At 62.4% G+C, this 20,204-nt stretch carries 17 protein-coding genes; 11 read left to right on the forward strand and 6 right to left on the reverse strand.

Translation table 11 applies throughout. The features are described 5' to 3' along the window. The first annotated feature begins 3 nt into the window (after positions 1 to 3). The 3 genes from HCN50_RS17765 to HCN50_RS17775 all read left to right on the forward strand — a co-directional run bounded on the left by HCN50_RS17765 (position 4) and on the right by HCN50_RS17775 (position 3,010). Positions 4 to 1,224: an SLC13 family permease gene (locus HCN50_RS17765; protein ID WP_171710960.1), complete on the forward strand. Its 1,221-nt coding sequence runs from the start codon at positions 4 to 6 to the stop codon at positions 1,222 to 1,224. Positions 1,225 to 1,386: 162 nt separating this feature from the next. Then, entirely contained in the window at positions 1,387 to 2,271 is an 885-nt protein-coding gene (locus tag HCN50_RS17770) for a hypothetical protein (protein WP_171710961.1), read from the forward strand. Positions 2,272 to 2,524: 253 nt separating this feature from the next. Further along, entirely contained in the window at positions 2,525 to 3,010 is a 486-nt protein-coding gene (locus HCN50_RS17775; protein WP_171710962.1) for a hypothetical protein, read from the forward strand. A 21-nt stretch (positions 3,011 to 3,031) separates the two neighbouring features. On the opposite strand, the gene HCN50_RS17780 is transcribed toward HCN50_RS17775, so the two are convergent. Then, complete coding sequence (locus HCN50_RS17780) at positions 3,032 to 3,970, reverse strand: GlxA family transcriptional regulator (RefSeq protein ID WP_171710963.1); 939 nt, start codon at positions 3,968 to 3,970, stop codon at positions 3,032 to 3,034. Positions 3,971 to 4,100: 130 nt separating this feature from the next. Here HCN50_RS17780 and HCN50_RS17785 point away from each other — a divergent pair, with 130 nt between their 5' ends. Continuing rightward, complete coding sequence (locus tag HCN50_RS17785) at positions 4,101 to 4,805, forward strand: DJ-1/PfpI family protein (protein ID WP_171710964.1); 705 nt, start codon at positions 4,101 to 4,103, stop codon at positions 4,803 to 4,805. A gap of 449 nt (positions 4,806 to 5,254) precedes the next feature. Here HCN50_RS17785 and HCN50_RS17790 read toward each other — a convergent pair whose 3' ends face one another. From HCN50_RS17790 to HCN50_RS17800, 3 genes are all read right to left on the reverse strand, one after another. After that, a complete protein-coding gene (locus HCN50_RS17790) occupies positions 5,255 to 5,959 on the reverse strand; it encodes a DUF8737 domain-containing protein (protein ID WP_171710965.1) in 705 nt (234 codons plus the stop codon). Between the two features lie 66 nt (positions 5,960 to 6,025). Beyond that, positions 6,026 to 6,433 carry a MarR family winged helix-turn-helix transcriptional regulator gene (locus HCN50_RS17795; protein ID WP_171710966.1) on the reverse strand — a complete coding sequence of 136 codons (408 nt, stop codon included), beginning with the start codon at positions 6,431 to 6,433 and terminating at the stop codon, positions 6,026 to 6,028. Positions 6,434 to 6,542: 109 nt separating this feature from the next. Continuing rightward, the gene (locus HCN50_RS17800; protein WP_171710967.1) at positions 6,543 to 6,953 is read right to left on the reverse strand and encodes an NADH:ubiquinone oxidoreductase subunit NDUFA12; all 411 of its coding nucleotides are present in this window, start codon (positions 6,951 to 6,953) and stop codon (positions 6,543 to 6,545) included. A gap of 271 nt (positions 6,954 to 7,224) precedes the next feature. Between HCN50_RS17800 and HCN50_RS17805 the strand changes: the two genes are divergently transcribed. The 4 genes from HCN50_RS17805 to HCN50_RS17820 all read left to right on the forward strand — a co-directional run bounded on the left by HCN50_RS17805 (position 7,225) and on the right by HCN50_RS17820 (position 11,339). After that, positions 7,225 to 7,917, forward strand: a complete 693-nt coding sequence (locus HCN50_RS17805; protein ID WP_171710968.1) for a BA14K family protein — start codon at positions 7,225 to 7,227, stop codon at positions 7,915 to 7,917. A gap of 327 nt (positions 7,918 to 8,244) precedes the next feature. Then, entirely contained in the window at positions 8,245 to 8,649 is a 405-nt protein-coding gene (locus HCN50_RS17810) for a response regulator (protein WP_171710969.1), read from the forward strand. A 9-nt stretch (positions 8,650 to 8,658) separates the two neighbouring features. After that, a complete protein-coding gene (locus HCN50_RS17815; RefSeq protein ID WP_171710970.1) occupies positions 8,659 to 10,893 on the forward strand; it encodes a CHASE3 domain-containing protein in 2,235 nt (744 codons plus the stop codon). 107 nt (positions 10,894 to 11,000) lie between these two features. Next, positions 11,001 to 11,339, forward strand: a complete 339-nt coding sequence (locus HCN50_RS17820; protein ID WP_171710971.1) for an HNH endonuclease — start codon at positions 11,001 to 11,003, stop codon at positions 11,337 to 11,339. 47 nt (positions 11,340 to 11,386) lie between these two features. Here the strand turns inward: HCN50_RS17820 and HCN50_RS17825 are convergent, their stop codons facing one another. Both HCN50_RS17825 and HCN50_RS17830 read right to left on the reverse strand, forming a co-directional pair. Further along, positions 11,387 to 12,451 (reverse strand): ketopantoate reductase family protein, encoded by a 1,065-nt coding sequence (locus HCN50_RS17825; RefSeq protein ID WP_171710972.1) that lies wholly within the window; start codon positions 12,449 to 12,451, stop codon positions 11,387 to 11,389. Positions 12,452 to 12,568: 117 nt separating this feature from the next. After that, complete coding sequence (locus HCN50_RS17830) at positions 12,569 to 13,468, reverse strand: DMT family transporter (protein ID WP_171710973.1); 900 nt, start codon at positions 13,466 to 13,468, stop codon at positions 12,569 to 12,571. A 732-nt stretch (positions 13,469 to 14,200) separates the two neighbouring features. Here HCN50_RS17830 and HCN50_RS17835 point away from each other — a divergent pair. From HCN50_RS17835 to HCN50_RS17845, 3 genes are all read left to right on the forward strand, one after another. After that, a complete protein-coding gene (locus HCN50_RS17835; protein ID WP_171710974.1) occupies positions 14,201 to 17,944 on the forward strand; it encodes a vitamin B12-dependent ribonucleotide reductase in 3,744 nt (1,247 codons plus the stop codon). A gap of 138 nt (positions 17,945 to 18,082) precedes the next feature. Then, a complete protein-coding gene (locus HCN50_RS17840) occupies positions 18,083 to 18,892 on the forward strand; it encodes an HAD family hydrolase (RefSeq protein ID WP_171710975.1) in 810 nt (269 codons plus the stop codon). Between the two features lie 271 nt (positions 18,893 to 19,163). Then, positions 19,164 to 20,201, forward strand: a complete 1,038-nt coding sequence (locus HCN50_RS17845; protein WP_171710976.1) for a GMP reductase — start codon at positions 19,164 to 19,166, stop codon at positions 20,199 to 20,201. Positions 20,202 to 20,204: the final 3 nt, after the last annotated feature.

Genomic DNA, 20,204 nt, shown 5'->3' on the forward strand with positions numbered 1-20,204 from the left:
GTTGTGATCGAACCAATCCTCCTGTTTGGCGTACCCGTCGATTTTCTGCTGTTCGCGCTGACGCTGCTCGGAGTCGCGATATTCCATCACAAGACGCTTCAGGTCGCCCTCACTGGCCTTGCCGCGATCGTGATCTACAAGCTGATCTTCACCGGATTCAAATATGGCGCGGGCATCAACGGCCTCGGCCACCACATGGTGCATGAATGGGTGACGCTCGCCAACCTGTTCCTGCTGCTGATGGGGTTCGCGCTGCTGTCGCGGCATTTCGAAGACAGCCGGGTTCCGGACGAGATGCCGGCATTGCTGCCGGACGATTGGAAGGGCGGCGTCGTCCTGCTCGTCCTAGTGTTCGTGCTCTCGAGCTTCCTCGATAACATCGCCGCGGCGCTGATCGGCGGCACCGTCGCGCGGCATGTATTCCGGAGCAAGGTACACATCGGTTATCTCGCAGCGATCGTTGCAGCCTCGAACGCTGGCGGATCCGGCAGCGTCGTCGGCGACACTACGACTACCATGATGTGGATCGCCGGCGTCAGCCCGCTCGCCGTCGTGGAGGCCTATATCGCGGCCGTCGTCGCGATGCTGATCTTTGCGGTGCCGGCGTCGATCCAGCAGCAGCGTTTTTCGCCGATCCAGAAGAATCCGCCGAGTGGACTGAAGATCGACCGGACCCGGGTCTTCATCGTCGCAGCCATTCTCGTCGCGGCGCTGGCAGCGAACATCATTGCCAACCTGAGATTCCCGGCCCTGCTCGATAGCGTCCCCGTTCTCGGTATCGCGGTGTGGGCCGTCATTCTGCTGACGGCAGGATGGCGGGCGCCGGATTGGAAGGTGATGCCGGAGACGTTCAAGGGTACCATCTTCCTGCTCGCGCTCGTCACCGCGGCCTCGCTTATGCCGGTCGAAAGGCTGCCTGTAGCGTCATGGCCGACCGCGCTCGGACTAGGCTTCATTTCTGCCGTGTTCGACAACATTCCCCTCACCGCGCTCGCGTTGAAGCAGGGCGGCTATGACTGGGGCTATCTCGCCTATGCAGTCGGATTCGGCGGCTCGATGATCTGGTTCGGTTCCTCGGCCGGTGTCGCGCTCTCGAATATGTATCCGGAGGCGAAGTCGGTCGGACGCTGGGTTAGCCAGGGCTGGCCTGTGGCGGTGGCCTATGTCGTCGGCTTTTTCGTGATGCTCGCCGTCCTTGGCTGGCATCCCGATCCGCGCGTTTAGCCGAGATTATTCCAAGCCGAATCACCCTGTCCGGTTTATCCCGGCCGTCGCGGCTGGCCCGACTCAGGCCGCAATGTTATCCAAGTTTCGTACTAACTCTGGCACGCAACCGAATCTGCCAGGTGATTCTGGCGGATGATCGCAACCCGCGAGGAAACCGTCATGGCATTTTTCAAGCGCGAGCTCAGCCCGATCGAGCGGTTCGAGGTTGCGCTGAAGGACAAATTGTCGGCGCGGCAAAAGCTGGCCGAACGGCTGCGGGGCACCGAGGCGGACCTTGCAGAAAAGCGCGCCGCGGCCGAACAGCTCGCGGTGGCTGGTGCCAACAATTCCCGGCTCGATCGCGCCGAAGCCAGCATGCGCGCCGTCGAAGAGCGCGCCAAGACATTGCGCGCCGAATTGCTCGAGGTCGAAGATCAGGTGGCGTCGGCCGAGCGCGCCCTCGCCGATGCGAAAGCCCAGCGCGACCGCGACGCGTTGGCGGACCAGATCGAGGCGATGGCTGCGGCGATCGAGCGGGCTGCACCCGGATTCGAAGCCGGCGCCACGGCGCTGGTCGAAGCCGTCACCAAAAGCGCGCTGTCGATACCGGAAGCCAGCCGCTTCTCAAGCAGCGTGGATGCGGTTCGTAGCGAGGTCCGCGCGGCGACAGACCTGATCTGTTGGGAATTGCGCTCCGCTGCGGTACGCACCCGCGCCGGCAACGCCAATCTCGCCAACATCGCGCTATCCGAAGCGGATCAGCCGCCGTCGGCGGAGCTCGAGCGGCAATTGATTTATACGCTCCATCCCCTGCGTTGGCGCGAGGGCGACGAGGTGCGCAAGGCTCCGGCCTTTGCGGTAGTAGGCCTGCCCAAGGCGCTGCTGGCGCTAGCCTTGCAGCATCAGCATGTCGACCACCTCAACGCCCGCCGTGTGCAGACGCTGATGCATCTTCACGGCAGCGCCGGGCACAATGGCGAACCAGAGGACGACGATCCTCAGCTCGTCGACCTCGATGCCCTGCTGGCGGAAGAACAGCCGAGCGCGCAAGCCGACGTTGCCTGAGCGTCTCCAGCGTCGATCCAGGTGACCGTCCGGCAAACGCTGAACCAACGCTTTCAGCGAGCATTATTCGGGTTCATTCATGAACGCGGATCTCGACGATGCGGCTGCGTGTAGGAAGTCAGCGCGGCTCCTTCCGTGTGAGTTTCCCCGGGAATCGGGTGGCCGTGACGCCCTTATCCTGCGATCCCAATCGCTCACGAAGCGAGCCGTTCCGTTTGATTCAGACTACGGCGATTGCAGGTGGAGAAGCCCAATGAAATCCGAAAACGATCTGGCGACGCGAAATCCGTTCGGCGTCATGGACGTTCCAGATCCCAACGACGATGACGTGATGCAGTTCGCCCGCAGCACGGCGCCGGACGGATCCGCCGCCGACGAAAATGCCAAGCCATGGAGCACCGGCGCTGCGAGCGAGGGGCACGGCACGATCGAAGGCAGATGGTCGAGCCGCTGGAAGGGTGCCGCGGATACCACCATACCGGGCGATACCCCCGACAAATGGAAACAAGGCCATGGCGAAGCGAAAATCGTCGGGGACCGCGTGCATCTTCTATTCGATTGGGATTCCGGCAAGCGGAGGGGCCTCATCGACGCACGGCGCGAAGGCCCACGACGGCTGGTCGGCAAGTACATCAACCTCAATAACCCGGAGATCACGGTTCCCTGGGTCGGCCTGGTAGTGAGCGACGAGCGAATAGACGGCTACTTTGCGCAAGGCCGGGTGGATTTCCGCAGATAGCGGATTTCCGATACGCCTATCCTATCCTGCCCGCGCTGCGCGGCGTAGCGACTGTGGCGGCTGGCCGAAGGCGCGGATGAAGGCACGGCGCATTCGCTCCGGATCGCGAAAGCCGGTGGTCTGCGCGACGCGCTCGATCGCTTCGCTGGAAGACTGCACGCGCTGCCGCGCCACCTCGATGCGCAACCGCTCCACCGCCTTTGACGGAGTGGTGCCGGTCTCGGCCATGAAGGCGCGGGTGAAATGCCGCGAACTCATGCCGGCCTGCTCGGCGAGATCCTCGACGGTCAGCGGCGCATCGAGATGCTCGCGCGCCCAGGCGAGCAGCGACCCGAAGCGGCCGTTCGGCGCCTTCAATTCCAGCAGCGAGGAGAATTGCGACTGGCCGCCGCTGCGGCGGTGATAGAGCACGAGATGCTTTGCGGTCTTCTGCGCGATCTCATCGCCATGGTCTTCCGCGATCATCGCCAGCGCCAGATCGATGCCGGCCGATATCCCGGCCGACGTCCAGACGTCGCCATCGCGCACGAAGATGCGGTCCGCCTCAAGCTTCACCTGCGGATAGGTCTTCAGAAAATGCCGCGTGCGCTGCCAATGCGTGGTGGCGCGGCGGCCATCGAGCAGGCCGGCCTCCGCAAGCACATAGGCCCCGGAGCAGACGCTGGCGATGCGGATGCCGCGCCTCGCGACCGCGCGCACGAAGCCGAGCGTCTTCTCGCAGGCTGCCGCCTGGCGCACGCCCTCGCCGCCCGCGACGATCAGCGTCGTGATCGCGGCTGCCGACTTCAATCCCCGCGCGACGATCTCGACGCCCGACGACGAACGCACCGGTCCCGGTGTCACCGCTAGAAGCCGGATCGCAGGTGTACCCTGGGCAAAGCGCGCTGCGATTTCAAATGCCGAAATCGGCCCCGCGGCGTCGAGCAACTGGAAATCAGGAAAGACGAGAACGCCGATCATGCTGCTGGCCTGTTTTGGCTGGTGCCCCGACTTTTGGCGCTTGTCCTAAAATGAGGGAAATATGCCATTTTGGACATCAAGCCATCATGGCAGGATGCCTTCCGTCAAGCCAAATTTTCCGGAGGTCACCATGTCCGCGCCGTCACCCACGCCCACACCGCTGCAAATCGGTCTTGTGCTGTTCCCGCGTGTCACCCAGCTCGACTTCACCGGTCCGTTGCAGGTGTTCTCCAGCCTGCCCGGCGCCAAGGTGCATCTGATCTGGAAACGGATCGAGCCGGTCACGAGCGATTCCGTGCTTGTGCTGACGCCAACCACGACATTTGCAGAGTGCCCGCAGCTCGACGTCATCTGCGTGCCGGGCGGATTCGGCACTGACGACATGGTCAATGACGAGGAAATGCTGGCCTTCCTGCGCAAGCAGGCGCCCGGCGCAAAATACGTGACCTCGGTTTGCACGGGCTCACTGGTGTTGGGTGCCGCCGGCCTGCTCAGGGGCTATCGCGCGGCAACGCACTGGACGGCGATGGACTTCCTGAAAGCCTTCGGCGCAATTCCAACCAAGACGCGCGTCTGCGTCGACCGTAACCGCGTCACCGGCGGTGGCGTCACCGCCGGCATCGATTTCGCGCTGACGCTGGTTTCGCTACTGCACGATCAGAGGACCGCGGAAGCGATCCAACTTCGGCTCGAATACAACCCGGCGCCGCCGTTCAATTCCGGCTCGCCCGATACCGCGCCGCCGGAAGTCCTCGCCCTCATGAAAGACAGGATTGCGCCGGCGCAGGTCCGCCGCGGCGAGATGATCGGCCGCGCCGCCGCGCGACTGGGATAGGCGCGCCCTCCGCCGTCATTCCTGCGAAGGCGGCATCCAGTAAACGCAGGCGCCAGTGGAAAATTGAGAAGCCACCGAGTACTGGATCGTCCGCCTTCGCGGACGATGACAAGGTCCGATGATGACAGCAAAAGAAAAAGGCCGCCTGGTTTCCCAGACGGCCTTTCCTGTCCTACGGCAGCCACACATTGGCGGGCGATTTCAGGATCTCTGCACCGGGGGCCTATTTCCGGCCGTGTCCTACTCGGTGACCGCTGCAAATCGGGACAGTCGCGACTGGAGCCCGACACCGACGCGATGGTTTCCCATCTCCGTAAGATGTCCCCATTGAGCCGCGACAACGCGCAAGACGCAAGACGGCGCTGACCGATGTCCCCGCTGTTCCCGTTGTCCACAGGGCTCGGAGCGAGTCGATACTTCGGTTAAGGGGAAGCCGACCCTGCCAACGACTATTGTTGCAAGGCCGCCGCGCCCTGGCTGGCGCGGGCCAGTTGCCTGAAAATGACAGCATGCACAATAAGAAACATCGGCACCAGCACGGTCGGGATCAGCGACCACGGCAGCATCTGCACTGCTTCCGAGCCTGGCCCGGCGTGGATCACCTGCAGCGGCGAGCCGTTCGCCGAGATGACGCCGAGTGCGATTGCCACAACGAGATCGAGCATGCCGAATGCATTCCAGGTCCATGCCAGCGCCTTGCCTTGCCCGCGCAGTGCGAGCCAGGCCACCGGTAGAGCGAGCACGCCGGTGATGATATCGCCCCAACCTGCCGAGATTGGAAATGGTCCGCCAAGTCGGCCTTGCGCCGCGAGGATAAGGAAAAATCCGCCTGCCACGCGCCAGACATTGAGACCGATCAGGAATGGCATCGGCATCCGGAGCAGCGCAGCACGCACCGACGGCAAGATCGAGGCAGCAACGGCAGTCGCAACCAGCGGAAACGCGATTACCGTACCAATCGTCGGCGGCCCCACCGGGTTTGTTCCGACAAACAGGTCCGCGGCGGCCAGCGCGGCGGCCAGACCCGTCCACAGGCCAGCACCGACCGATACGGCGATACGCTGCGATAGGTTGATGGGCATCGCACCAGTGAGCGCATTGATACTTACGATGATCGCGGCGACGAGAACAATGGTTCCGATGAAGTCGAGCATGGCGTCTCCTTACGTGCAGTTACACCTATTTGGACGAACGACGCGCCGGTCGAAGGCCCTTTGGTTTCAGCCCAAATTCCGGGAATCCAGCAGTTTCAGCGCGGCCTGACCGTCGGCGCCGAGCAGCGTGCCGATATGCGCCTGCGCTTTTGACCAGAACGGAAAGCTGCGGCGCACCACGCTCCTGCCCTGCCCGGTGATGCCGATCATCCGCGCGCGCGGGTCGTCGCCCGCTTTGATCGAGATCCATTTCTGCTGCTCGAGCAGGGTCAGGTTGCGGGTCAGCGTGGTGCGTTCCATGCCGAGAAGACCGGCCAGCTTGCCGATCGTCATGTCCCCTCGCAGCATCAGCTGCGACAGGATGGTGAACTGGGTGACCCGAATTCCGGATTCCTGCATGTAGAAATCGTATAGCCGCGTGATCTTTCGCGCGGCCTGCCGCGATGCCAGGCAAAAACAGCCGGCGGTGGCCATGTAGTCAGCAGTGTCGGGGTCGTTCGGATGCTTCATGCCGATAAGTGTAGATACACCTATTTTCATTCGCAACCGCCTCTAGGGCTTAACCGTTAAAATAAACGTGAAGTCAGCTTCCCGGGGTCCAGGCCTGGTAGTCGCCGGTCGCCTTGGGACGGCGGCCGCTGGCGAGAGTCGAGCCGGAGGGACGGTAGGCCGCAGGCGTACCGGTTAGATTCGGCTGGTGCGGCTTTTCCCATTCGCGCGGCGTGTAAGCCGCTTCGGTCGGCGGAGTATCGACAACGTGATGCAACCAGCCGTGCCATGACGGCGGCACCCGGCTCGCCTCGGTATAGCCATTATAGATCACCCAGCGCCGCTCGAAGCCCAGCGTCGGATCGATCTTGCGGCCTTTGGTGCGGTAGTAACGGTTGCCCTGCTCGTCCTCGCCGACCAGTTCGCCGAATCGCCAGGTCCACAATTGCGTGCCGAACGTCTGGCCGTTCCACCAAGTGAAAAACTTTAACAAAAACTGCTTCATAGGGCTCGGCCGGTCTCGAGAAAACGTGCTGCTCTGATTGCCATCCGCGAGGCGGATTGTCCAGCCGAAGGCTGGCGTTCTGCCCAGCCCGGAAGGCGTTTGCCCTGCCCGGTAGCGCTCTACGCATGGCCGCGGAATCGGCCCAATCCATTCATTCGGCGTACAGTTCCGATCCGACAGGATCAGGCTTGCGTGCAATCAACATGCGCCCTCGGGAACGTCCGTCTCTTGAGGTGGTTAGGCACCTATATTCCCGCAAATGGAGCCGACAATGATCAATCTGAAAGTTTTGAGTACTGCGGCAGCGATAGCGCTGCTCGTTCCGATTGCAATGCCAAGTCAAAGCTCGGCCCAAGGCGTTGCCCCGGGTGGCGGTGCCGGCGCCCGTGGCGGTGGCGGTGGCGGGGGCGGCGCAGCGATCGGCGGGGGCGGGGGCGGCGGTGCAGCTATCGGCGGTGGTGGCGGCTTTAGAGGTGGTGGTGGCGGCGGCGCAGCGATCGGCGCGGGCGGCGGCTTTCGAGGCGGCGGTATGGCGGCCGGCGGGCCCGCTGGTGTCAGAGCCGGTGGAGGAGCACCCGTCGTGGCTGGAGCACCGTCCGGATTCCGCACGGCCCCCGCAACGGGCTTCCGCCCCGGTACCGGCGCAGCCGTCGCGACCGGGCCCCAGGGGACTTGGCATGGCGGGACTTGGCATGGCGGCGGCTTTCGCCATCGTCACCATCACCATGGTGGCTTCTGGCCGGGCTTCGCGATCGGCGCCGGCATCGGGTCTGCCTACGGTTACTACGGTAGCTCCTACTACTACGATGATCCTTACTACTACGACGACACCGTCGTAGCGGCAGCGCCCCCGGTCGGCGATGATGCCGTGGCCTATTGCATGCGCAGGTACAAATCCTACGATCCGGCGTCGGGAACGTATCTGGGCTATGACGGGCTGCGTCACCCCTGCCCTGCGCAGTGACAGGACATCCCCGCGAATTCGAAGGGCGGCGCATTGCGCCGCCCTTTTCGTTTGGGATGAGGAGCGGAGCGCCGTCAAGCACGGCCGCGCGATCAGTAAAGGTTTCATGATCCAGGATGAGCCGGAGCGGCGATCGTCACTCCGCGTGAGCACGCCGAGATGCCAAGATCCGGAACCGGCAACGTGTTTTGTTATCGTTCTGACACAGCAAAACTGAATTGCTCTCGGCAACTTTTATGTGCACTTTATCATACAGACGACTTGTCGGCGTTTCGACTTAATCGTCACATGGGATGTGTGAGTCATCCCAAGGAAGAAGGAAGCATCGTGCCGCGCGTTCTCGTGGTCGATGACGATCCGATGGTCTGCGTTGCCATCGAGGTCTGTCTGACGCGCAAGGGTTTCGAGGTCACCGTTGCCGACGGTGGTGAGGCGGGGATGCGTGCCCTCGAAACTAGCGACTTCGACGTCATGCTGGTCGACGTGTTCATGCCGCATATGCGCGGCTTTGAATCGATTCGGACGTTCCACGAGCGCAAACCGGACACGCCGATCGTCGCGATGTCCGGCTATGCCTTCGCCAACGCCGAACGCGCACCGGATTTCCTGCGCATGACCATCGAGCTCGGCGCTGTTTGCTGCCTGCGCAAGCCGTTCACGCCAGACGCGCTGTTGGCCTCGGTCAATCAATGCATCACCAAGCCGCAAGCGTCCGCGCGGCACTCGATATAGCAACTGGCAATGCCTTCCCAGCGCATCATTCTCGGAATTGGCCTCGCGATCCTTCTCGTCATCGGTGCTGCCTCGATCGGTCTGGACCTCAAGTCGCGATCCGATACCGCGTCCGTCGATCGTGCGCTTGGAATACTCAGCAAGATCTCCGACATGCGGCCGCTGTTGCGCCGGACCGAAAGTGCGGCGCGCGCCTTCGCGATCAGCGGCGATCAGGAGTTCGCCCGCGAGTACCGCGAGGCCAGCGACGCAATCCTGCCGGCGCTGGCGGTACTGATCGATGCCGTCAGGGACAATCCCACGGAAAAACAGCTAATCGAAGAGACCAATACGCTGGTGGAGCGCCAGATTGCCATCAATGGCGAATTGATCAGGCACCGCACCGCGGGAGACAGCGCAGCGGTCGCGGCGCTCGTCGCCCAAGAGGATCGTGCGGCCACGGCCACGATCGCCCGCAACCTCGAAAAGGCGGTGGCAGAAGAGCGCCGGCTGCTTGCGGCCAGACGCGCCGAATCCGAGACCAACGGCAGGTTTCTACTGGCGATCGATCTCGCTGGCGTCGTGCTGATTTTGGTCCTTGCCACCGTTCTGACGCTGTCGGCCCGCCGCTCACGGCGGGAACTGCAGGATTCGCTGAGCGCCACCAAGGCCACCAACGAGGCGCTCGAGGCCGCGGTCGCCGAGCGCACCGAGCATCTGGTTGCCGCGCACGAGGAACTCAGACTTTCGGCCGCCGTCCTGCGCAGCACCTTTCACAGCATGGCGGAGGCGGTGCTCGTTATCGGCACCAAGGGAGACGTTTTGCTCTCCAATCCGGCCGCCGAGAAGATGCTGCGCTACCAGCCGGGCATGACGGTTGAGCACTTGCGGTCACTGAGCGCGGCTTTTCATGCCGACGGCATCACGCCGACGCTCGTCCACGACATGCCCGCCTCACGCGCGCTACGCGGCGAATCGTTCGATGCTACCGAGATCGTGCTGCGCCCGGTCAGCGGCGAGCCGCCCCTCCATCTCGTGGTCAGCGGCCGGCCGCTGCGTGATGCCACGGGCGCCATCAGCGGCGCAGCGCTGGTCTATCACGACATCACGGCCTCGCGCGAAACCGAGCAGAAGCTCTTGCAGTCGCAAAAGCTCGATGCCATCGGCAAGCTGACCGGCGGTGTCGCGCATGACTTCAACAACATGCTCACCGTGATCACCGGCACCACCGAAACGCTGGTCACGGGCCTTGCGCATGAGCCGGCGTTGCAGAAGACCGCCGAATTGATCGACCAGGCCGCGGAACGCTGCAGCGAACTGATCCAGCACCTGCTCGCGTTCGCCCGCCGCCAGCCGCTGCAGCCGCGCAATGTCGACATTAACGCCACCGTGCTCGACATCTGCAAGCTGCTGCGTCCGACGCTCGGCGAGCAGATTGAAGTCAACTCGATCCTGGAGCAGGAAACGGCGATTGCCCATATCGATGCCTCGCAGCTCGCCAACTCCCTGCTCAACATGGCGATCAACGCCCGCGACGCGATGCCGAACGGCGGCAAGCTGCTTCTGGAAACGCGCAACGTCGTGCTCGACGAGGCCTATGCGCAAGCCAACCCCGGGGTTAAGCCCGGTCCCTATGTGATGCTCGCGGTCAGCGACAACGGCACGGGCATGCCGCAGGACGTGCTGGACAAGGTGTTCGAGCCGTTCTTCACCACGAAGGAGATCGGCAAGGGCTCAGGCCTGGGCCTCAGCATGGTCTACGGCTTCGTCAAGCAATCGGGCGGGCACATCCGGATCTACAGCGAGGTCGGCCACGGCACCACGATCAAGCTCTATCTGCCGCCGGCCCGCGGCGGAGTCGAGACCGCGCCGGCTGCGGCCGCAGCGCTGCCGCAAGGCAACGAGACCATCATGGTGGTGGAAGACGACGCCTTGGTGCGCAATTTTGTCACCACCCAATTGCAGGGCCTCGGCTACCGTACGGTGGCCGTCGCCAATGGACCGGCGGCGATGCGCGTCGTCGAAAGCGGCCAGCCGTTCGATCTCCTGTTCACCGACGTCATCATGCCCGGCGGCATGACCGGGCGCGATCTGGCGGACAAGGTGTTGAAGCTCCGCCCCGGCATCAAGGTGTTGTATACTTCCGGCTATACCGACAACGCCATCGTGCACCAGGGCCGTCTCGATCCCGGCGTGCTGCTGCTGACCAAGCCGTACCGCAAGTCGCAGCTGGCCAACATGGTGCGACGCGCGCTGTCGGGATGAACAAGGCGCAAGCCCTCTCCTCTTGTCGAGCGTCGTTTTCAATGCCGACTCGATGTATGAAAGGGCGCGACGTTGGACGAAGGGATTGTGGGGGAGAGCCAAGGCCGATGGCCGACGTGATCTACAAACGCCTCTATTTCGATTGGGGCGGACGATGCGCCTACTGTGACGTTGCACTCTCCCGCATGAAGACGGGCGGCAAGGTCAAGGCCAGCATCGACCATTTCATCCCGCTCTCGAAGGGAGGTCAGAACGGCAGGAGCAACCGCGTGCTGTCGTGCTACCCCTGCAATCTCGCCAAGGGCGACATCGATCCGCGCGAGACCAACCAATGGCCCGAGGTCGAACGGCGCCTCGCCGCGATCGCGGCTTCGCCCCTCCTCAGCCACGGCAAGCTCAGACAACTCATTCCCGAACTGGTGAAGCAAATAGGCGTAGAGGCGTGAGTCGCGGCCAGTGGCCGGGCGGGCGCTGAACCGGGCCCGCGCGCCTCTCACTGCGCGCCCGATCCACCTGCCACGATCTTCTCGTTCAGCTTCTGATCGACGATCTCGACCGTGCGGTCGATCTCGGCGCTGGGCACGCCGAGCTGGTGCGAAATCAGCTTCACGAGCAGATCGACGCGCTCGATGAACGGCGCGCCGGCGGCAACCGCGCGGGCCGCCGATGACGGCTTGAGCAGGCTTTCCGCCGCCTTGGCGTATTTGCCGAACGGCACCTGATCGGCCGGATCGGCCCCCAGGCGCCGGGCGATGCCGTCGACATGCTGATAGATCGACTGCGACAGTTTCAGATCGCCGTGCACGGCGTCGCGGATCGACTGCGGCTCATGCGGGGTGATGCAGCGATAATTGCCGGTCAAGAGCATCGACCATTTGGCGAGCGGGACGAACAGCGAAGAGAACACCTTCAGCTTCACCGGAACGTCATGGCCGTCCAGCGTCACCGCGTCGATGTCGGCTTCCAGCTCGCGCAGCAGCTTGTTGTGCTGTTCATCCTCGAACGCCGCGGCCTTGAAGTTGGTCGGCAAGCCGACATGCAGCACATTCGCCGCCTCTTCCGGCGGACGGAAGGCCTGCGGATCGGGCGAGCATAGCGTCACCAGCCCCGGCTTGAACCGCTCCCACACCTGGGCATTGGTATATGCCTCCTCCAGATCCATGTCCGCCAGCGCCGGGATCCGCTTGAGATAGGGCAAGGGCGGCATGTTCATGATGGACAGGCAAGGCAGCTTCGCTTCCGCGATCTTGATCATCAGGACCCGGATCGTGTGGTTGGTGTATTGCGGCTCCTGCATTGCAAGACCGACCAGGTCATAACGCGAGAGGTCGACCTCGCCGGGCGTGGTCGCGTCCAGCCTGCCGGGCAGGTCGCGCGAAAAGATCGCGCGGTGCACCGCCTCGTCGCGCAGCTTGATGCGAACTTCGGTGCCGTCGCGGTTGATCAGCTCGGCTGTCTTCTTGCGGCAGACCAGGGTCACGTTGTGACCCGCCATCAAAAGCTTGGTCCCCAGCAAGGAGCCGTAGGAGGCCCCCAGGATCAGGATGTTGCGCGCCATGCTCTCTCTTTCACCGATAAAGCCAGGCCGCTCCAGGCCTGGCACTCATTATGCCAGAAGTTTCCGCTCCGATGCCTACTGCAAACCGGCAACCATGACAATCGGATAGGCTGACCTTTACGATCGCGTCGCCAGCACAACGCCGGCGAGCGTAAACACCAGCGCCGCGATCTGGATCGGCCCGAGCGGTTCGCCGAGCGCGATTGCAGAGGCCACGACGCCGATCACCGGCACTGCCATGGTGCCGATCGCCGCGACGGAGGCCGGCAAACGCGCGAGCGCGGCAAACCAGCTCACATAGGCGATGCAGAACTGGATCACGGTCGAATAGATCAGGAGCCACCACCCGAGCGGCGTCACCTTCTCCATATGCGTGGTCTCGACGGCGAGACCGATGATGACGATGGGAAAACAGCCGAGCCCGATCTGCCAGGCCGCCGCCGGGATCGGCGGCAGCGGCACCGGCAATTTCTTTGCCAGCACCGTGCCGAGCGCAAAGCCGAACGCGCCGCCAAGTGCCATCACCATGCCCGGCAGCTTGGCCGCGGTCGCGCTAAACCCGTTGCCGCCCATGATGGCGGCCAAACCTGCGAACGCCATCACCAGCGCCACCGTGCGCAGCACCGTCGGCCGCTCGCCGAGCACCGGCCAGGCCAACAGCGAGGCCCATACCGGCATGGTGTAGGCGATCAGTGCCGCCTCGCTCGCCGGCAGCCACAATAGCGCCAGCCCCATCAGCACCATCCAGCCCGTGACGTTGAGCAGCGCCGAGAGCATCAACCGCGGCCACAAATGCCGCTCGATCCTGAGGCTCTGGGCGCGGACGAGCGCCAGCAACGCGAGCAGCGCCGCCCCGATCACGCCGGTCGAGCCGCGCAGGGTCAGCGGCGGCAATTCGCTGAGCAGAAACTTGGTGACGGGCCAGTTGAACCCCCAGCCCACCGAGGTGATGGCGAGGAACATCAGGCCTGCGGGCGCGATCCGCATCGGCGCGCTGGTCGGTTTTGATTCTGTCATGGAGCCCGGCAAGGGACGGAAAAGCGGTGGAATCGCCCGCACCTTGCCGCGTATCGGGGCGGGCGACCACGGGCTTGGGGACATGCCAGCCCTCCCCGCCCCGTGGCGCTACGTGAGTCTCGCCGGCGCAATCCTGAAGAGAGAAAAAATACCTGCCCTGTGAACAGCGGGACGAAGCCGGTTTCCACACGTCCCAACAATTTTTTTCGTTTGGGAATCCCTGAGGACTCACGGATACTTGGCACCATCACAGGCGCGGCACCGGCCCCTGTTATCCCTCACTTTCCACCATATTTAGTGTTTGATTCAGGAACTCGTACTAGTCCTTGACGGGCACGACGGGTTTGGCCTAGCCTTATTCCTGGACGGCGCGAGTTAAGTTCAGGGTCCCGCCGATCGCTCCCAAATGGGTTCCGAACAAGCACTCCGTCAGCCGGTCGAGGCACGGATCGAGGGCTTGTCTGCCCAAAATTCGGGGGCGATCCCGGGCCTTAAAAACGAGCCGAATGGCTCAAGGCGACGAGTTGCGGCGTTGAGTTGGAAGGGGCTGGCCTTGCCAAAGGCGGGACGAGCCCTTGGGGTGGCGAAGACAGAAACAGGGCCGGGTCCACCGGTAGAGCTTGCGGATCTCAGGCCCAAGGTTGCTTCAACCTTGGTGCCGAAAGTTCGCTCAATGAAACATCCGGCAACCGCGAAAAGAGCGGACCGGGCAAGAACACGGGGCACGACAAAATGCGAATCGAGCGGCGCAACACCACTTCCGGCCAATCTCCCTATGCGGGGATCGATTTTCGGCTGACCACATCGGAGATCCGCAACCCCGACGGTTCGGTCGTGTTCCGGCTCGAAAATGTCGAAGTGCCGCAGTTCTGGTCGCAGGTCGCCTCCGACGTGCTGGCGCAGAAGTACTTTCGCAAGGCCGGCGTCGCCGCGCGCCTGAAGAAGGTCGAGGAAGAGACCGTGCCGTCGTGGCTGTGGCGCTCGGTGCCCGACACCGAGGCCCTCGCCCTCTTGCCCGAGAGCGAGCGCTATGTCGGCGAGACCAGCGCCAAGCAGGTGTTCGACCGCCTCGCCGGCTGCTGGACCTATTGGGGCTGGAAGGGCGGCTATTTCTCGTCCGATGAAGACGCCCAGGCGTTCTACGACGAGCTGCGCTACCAGCTCGCAAAGCAGATGGTCGCGCCGAACTCGCCGCAATGGTTCAACACCGGCCTGCACTGGGCCTATGGCATCGATGGCCCCGGCCAGGGCCACTATTACGTCGACTGGAAGACCGGCAAGCTGACCAAATCGAAATCGGCCTATGAGCATCCGCAGCCACACGCCTGCTTCATCCAGGGCATCGAGGACGACCTCGTCAACGACGGCGGCATCATGGACCTCTGGGTGCGCGAGGCGCGCCTGTTCAAATACGGCTCCGGCACCGGCTCCAACTTCTCCCGCCTGCGCGGCGAAGGCGAGCGCCTGTCCGGCGGCGGCCGTTCCTCCGGCTTGATGTCTTTCCTCAAGATCGGCGATCGCGCGGCGGGCGCGATCAAGAGCGGCGGCACCACGCGCCGCGCGGCCAAGATGGTCGTGGTCGACGTCGATCACCCCGACATCGAGACCTATATCGACTGGAAGGTGAAGGAGGAGCAGAAGGTTGCCGCGCTCGTCACCGGCTCCAAGATCAACCAGAAGCACCTCAAGGCCGTGCTGAAGGCCTGCGTCAACTGCGAAGGCAGTGGCGATGATTGCTTCGATCCCGAAAAGAACCCGGCGCTGCGCCGCGAGATCAAGCTCGCGCGCCGCGCGCTGGTGCCCGACAACTACATCAAGCGGGTGATCCAGTTCGCCAAGCAGGGCTACAAGGACATCGACTTCCCGATCTACGACACCGATTGGGATTCGGAGGCCTATCTCACCGTCTCCGGCCAGAACTCCAACAACTCGGTCTCGCTGAAGGACGACTTCCTCCGCGCTGTCGAAACCGACGGCGAGTGGAATCTGATCGGCCGCACCAACAAGAAGATCACCAAGACGCTCAAGGCCCGCGAGCTCTGGGAGAAGATCGGCCACGCCGCCTGGGCCTCGGCCGATCCCGGCCTGCACTTCAACACCACCATGAACGACTGGCACACCTGCAAGGCGTCCGGCGACATCCGCGCGTCGAACCCGTGCTCGGAATACATGTTTCTGGACGACACGGCCTGTAACCTGGCGTCCGCGAATCTGTTGACCTTCTATTCGACGACGACAAAACGCTTCGACGTCGAGGCCTACGAGCACCTGTGCCGCCTCTGGACCATCGTGCTCGAAATCTCCGTGATGATGGCGCAATTCCCGTCGAAGGCGATCGCCGAACTCTCCTACGAGTTCCGCACGCTGGGCCTGGGCTTTGCCAATATCGGCGGCCTGTTGATGACCATGGGCCTGCCCTACGACTCCAAGGAAGGCCGTTCGCTCTGCGGCGCGCTGACCGCGATCATGACCGGCATCGCCTACAAGACTTCGGCCGAGATGGCCGCCGAGCTTGGCACCTTCCCCGGCTACAAGAAGAACGCCCAGCACATGCTGCGCGTGATCCGCAACCACCGCCGCGCCGCGCACGGCCACGCCTCCGGTTATGAAGCGCTCTCGGTCAACCCGGTGCCGCTCGATCACGCCTCCTGCCCGCAAGCCGACCTCGTCGCCCACGCGACCAAGGCCTGGGACGACGCGCTCGCGCTCGGCGAGACCAATGGCTATCGCAACGCGCAGACCACCGTGGTGGCGCCGACCGGCACCATCGGCCTGGTGATGGATTGCGACACCACCGGCATCGAGCCTGATTTCGCGCTGGTGAAGTTCAAGAAGCTCGCCGGCGGCGGCTACTGGAAGATCATCAACCAGGCGGTGCCCGAGGCGCTGCGCGCCCTCGGCTACAGCGAAGCGCATATTGCCGAGATCGAGGCCTACGCCGTCGGCCACGGCTCGCTCTCCAACGCGCCCGGCATCAACCTCACCACGCTGAAGGCCAAGGGCTTCACCGATGAAGCGCTGGCCAAGGTGGAAAAGGCGCTGCCGACCGCCTTCGACATCAAGTTCGCCTTCAACAAGTGGACCTTTGGCGAGGACTTCCTGCGCGACACTCTCGGCCTCGCGCCGGAAGCGATCGCAGCCCCCGGCTTCGACCTGCTCGCCGCGCTCGGCTTCACCAAGCGCGAGATCGAGGCCGCCAACGTGCACATCTGCGGCGCGATGACGGTCGAGGGAGCTCCCCACCTCAAGGCAGAACATTACGCGGTGTTCGACTGCGCCAATCCCTGCGGCAAGATCGGCAAGCGCTACCTCTCGGTCGAGAGCCACATCCGCATGATGGCGGCGTCGCAGCCGTTCATTTCGGGCGCGATCTCCAAGACCATCAACATGCCGAACGACGCCACGGTGGAGGATTGCAAGGCGGCGTATCTCCTGTCCTGGAAGCTCGCGCTGAAGGCCAACGCGCTCTACCGCGATGGCTCAAAACTCTCCCAGCCGCTCAACTCGCAGCTCATCGCCGACGATGACGACGAGGACGATGCGGTGGAGGCGCTCTACGAGAAGCCGATGGCCGCGCGCACCGCGCAGGTCTCGGAAAAGATCGTCGAGAAGCTGGTCGAGCGCATCGTCGTGATGCGCGAGCGCGAGAAGATGCCGGATCGCCGCAAGGGCTACACCCAGAAGGCGGTGGTCGGCGGCCACAAGGTGTACTTGCGCACCGGCGAGTATGACGACGGCCGTCTCGGCGAGATCTTCATCGACATGCACAAGGAAGGCGCGGCGCTGCGCTCCTTCATCAACAATTTTGCGATCGCCGTCTCGCTCGGCCTGCAATACGGCGTGCCGCTGGAGGAATATGTCGACGCCTTCACCTTCACCCGCTTCGAGCCGGCGGGCCCGGTGCAGGGCAACGACTCGATCAAGTACGCGACCTCGATCCTCGACTATGTGTTCCGCGAGCTCGCGGTCAGCTACATGTCGCGCTTCGATCTCGCCCATGTCGACCCGACCGAGTCGAATTTCGACGCGCTCGGCAAGGGCGTCGAGGAAGGCAAGGAGCCGGGCGACGGCCACCAGGCCACCAAATATCTGTCCAAGGGCCTGACCCGCTCGCGCACGGATAATCTGGTCGTGATGCGCGGCGGCGATGTGGATGCCCGCGGCTCCCACAACGTCACCGCAATCGGCGGCCACGGCGCAAGCGCCCGCGCCTCCGACGCGCATGAAGGCGCGGTGGCCCTGAAGCAGGAAACCAGCCACGACCTGTCGCCGACGGAAAGGCTGGATGCCCTGAAATGGAGCAAGGCCGGCAGCGCGGCAGTCGCGGTCGCCCCAAGCAAGGCCGAACGCCGGGCGGAAGCCAAGGCCAAGGGCTACGAAGGCGAGATGTGCAGCGAGTGCGGAAATTTCACGTTGGTGAGGAACGGCACGTGCATGAAGTGCGATACGTGTGGCAGCACGACGGGGTGTTCGTGAAGCGCCGCGGAGATGTCTAAACGAACCGTCCATCCACAACAAAAGCCCTGCCGGCAACGGCGGGGCTTCCTTTTTGATCCGCCAGTGCTGAACGAGATCTGGTTCTAGCGATGACTCGAAAGCTCATCCCAATGGCCATTGCGTGATTTCGATGGCACATTGGCACCAGGCAATATTCAGGAAAATAGCTTCATCCCCGCAATCGGAATGAAGAAGGCAACCTTTTGGCAAAACAACAAAACGCGCGCAGAGAAGCACGAAGCAGACGAGGTGCTTTCATACATGACGTACATGCTAGAGCGCGCTGCAGCCCAAGATGTTCCGGTCCGCAAACGAGATTTCGCGGAGCACGGGAAAACTGTAAAACTTTTTCGGGGCGCTAGCGATTGGTTCGACCATATCAATGCCTACGCGAAGGAACGACAAGTCAAGCTGCAGCACTTCATCATATCATCTGGCATCAAGGAGATGATCGAAGCAACAAAGATTGGGAGGAAATTTACAAAGGTGTTCGCTTCGTCGTTTGCTTATGATGCAAATGGGGCTGCAAAGTGGCCCGCGTTAGCGATCAACTACACAACAAAGACTCAATACCTTTTCCGGATCAACAAGGGGTCTCTTCGTGTGCATGATCACGGACTAATCAACGACTTCGTTCCGCACGCCGAGCGGCCGGTGCCTTTCACCAACATAGTTTTCATCGGCGACGGCGAAACCGATATTCCGTGCATGCGGCTAGTTAGAGATCAGGGCGGTCACTCAATAGCGGTCTATCAACCTGGAAGTCGATCAAAGAAAGCCCGCGCGGAGAAGCTTATACATGACAAGCGTGCGGACTTCATCGCACCCGCGGATTATTCAGAAGGCAGGCGGCTCGACGAAATCCTTCGCGCAGTAATCGACAAAGTAGCGGCGAATCATGCGGTCCATATGATGGAGCGCGGTTAGCCGGCTGGGTGCATCAGTTTAGCAAGCGTGGCCCGTATGAGCAGCGATATCCGCGATTGCTCTGTCCGGCGACCACAACTCGCATCCGTAAAGCTCAAGCGGGCTACTCGCTGCGCGGACTGTGATGGGGTCTTCACTATGATACACGCTAAGCAGTACACGTCTTGCGGTGTCGACGAGCTCCCCTTTTACCTGCAACCCCAGAATGCAACGGAGGTTAAATACTTGCCCAGCACGACGCAACTTGTGATCAACTGAATAGGCTCAGGGTATGCATATAGAAACAGATATCAAGTTGGACTTCCGAGACGTCTTGATTCGACCCAAGCGATCCACCCTCACCTCAAGATCTGAAGCTAATATCACAAGGACGTTCCGTTTTCGCCACTCTGAGATCGGATGGACCGGCTTTCCCTTAATCGCATCCAACATGGATACGATCGGCACGATCGAAATGGCGAGGGCGCTATCCAAGTTTGATGCCTTAGTAGCCCTTCACAAATACTACTCCGTCGAAGAGCTAATTAACTTTTTCTCGACCGACGCGTCACACAATGCCTTCTTCACCGTCGGAACTTCGTCAGAAGACTGGGAGAAACTCGCCAAAGTGAAGGCGAAGGTGCCGGTTCCGATGATTAGCATCGACGTTGCCAACGGTTACACCGAGCAATTTCTATCAGCGATTGCCAAGCTTAGGTTAGAGAACCCAGCAGCCGTAATCATGGTTGGAACGGTCGTCACGGCCGAAATTACTGAAGCCCTCATACTTGCCGGTGCAGACATCGTTCGCGTGGGGATCGGTTCTGGATCAGTTTGCACAACTCGCGATTTGACTGGCGTTGGTTTCCCACAACTATCAGCCGTTATCGAGTGCGCTGATGCTGCCCATGGATTGGGGGGCCATGTGTGTTCGGATGGAGGCTGCGTTGTACCCGGTGACATAGTCAAGGCCATCGGAGGCGGAGCAGACTTCGTGATGTTAGGCGGAATGCTTTCTGGACACGTCGAGTGCAAAGGAGAGATCGTTCATGAGACGATCGACGGACAGCAAGTACCCAAGATGGTTTTCTATGGAATGTCCTCGGAAACCGCGATGACAAAGCACCATGGCGGGGTTGCGGACTATCGCGCAGCGGAAGGCAAAACTGTCAAAGTACCATTCAAAGGAGAGGTCAAGGAGACGATGGGTCAGATAGCCGGTGGACTAAGATCGGCAATGACATACATTGGCGCCGAAAATCTGAAGGAGATTACCAAGCGAACTACGTTCATAATGGTGAATTCGCAGCGCAACACTGTGTACGGCTGATGA

It is taken from the genome of Bradyrhizobium archetypum, assembly GCF_013114835.1.
Lineage (GTDB): Bacteria > Pseudomonadota > Alphaproteobacteria > Rhizobiales > Xanthobacteraceae > Bradyrhizobium > Bradyrhizobium archetypum.

Bases quoted from the DNA above. Each gene is read 5' to 3' on its own strand.
- HCN50_RS17770 (WP_171710961.1), top strand. From the start codon at position 1,387: ATGGCATTTTTCAAGCGCGAGCTCAGCCCGATCGAGCGGTTCGAGGTT.
- HCN50_RS17775 (WP_171710962.1), top strand. From the start codon at position 2,525: ATGAAATCCGAAAACGATCTGGCGACGCGAAATCCGTTCGGCGTCATG.
- HCN50_RS17780 (WP_171710963.1), bottom strand. From the start codon at position 3,970: ATGATCGGCGTTCTCGTCTTTCCTGATTTCCAGTTGCTCGACGCCGCG.
- HCN50_RS17785 (WP_171710964.1), top strand. From the start codon at position 4,101: ATGTCCGCGCCGTCACCCACGCCCACACCGCTGCAAATCGGTCTTGTG.
- HCN50_RS17790 (WP_171710965.1), bottom strand. From the start codon at position 5,959: ATGCTCGACTTCATCGGAACCATTGTTCTCGTCGCCGCGATCATCGTA.
- HCN50_RS17795 (WP_171710966.1), bottom strand. From the start codon at position 6,433: ATGGCCACCGCCGGCTGTTTTTGCCTGGCATCGCGGCAGGCCGCGCGA.
- HCN50_RS17800 (WP_171710967.1), bottom strand. From the start codon at position 6,953: ATGAAGCAGTTTTTGTTAAAGTTTTTCACTTGGTGGAACGGCCAGACG.
- HCN50_RS17805 (WP_171710968.1), top strand. From the start codon at position 7,225: ATGATCAATCTGAAAGTTTTGAGTACTGCGGCAGCGATAGCGCTGCTC.
- HCN50_RS17815 (WP_171710970.1), top strand. From the start codon at position 8,659: ATGCCTTCCCAGCGCATCATTCTCGGAATTGGCCTCGCGATCCTTCTC.
- HCN50_RS17820 (WP_171710971.1), top strand. From the start codon at position 11,001: ATGGCCGACGTGATCTACAAACGCCTCTATTTCGATTGGGGCGGACGA.
- HCN50_RS17825 (WP_171710972.1), bottom strand. From the start codon at position 12,451: ATGGCGCGCAACATCCTGATCCTGGGGGCCTCCTACGGCTCCTTGCTG.
- HCN50_RS17830 (WP_171710973.1), bottom strand. From the start codon at position 13,468: ATGACAGAATCAAAACCGACCAGCGCGCCGATGCGGATCGCGCCCGCA.
- HCN50_RS17835 (WP_171710974.1), top strand. From the start codon at position 14,201: ATGCGAATCGAGCGGCGCAACACCACTTCCGGCCAATCTCCCTATGCG.
- HCN50_RS17845 (WP_171710976.1), top strand. From the start codon at position 19,164: ATGCATATAGAAACAGATATCAAGTTGGACTTCCGAGACGTCTTGATT.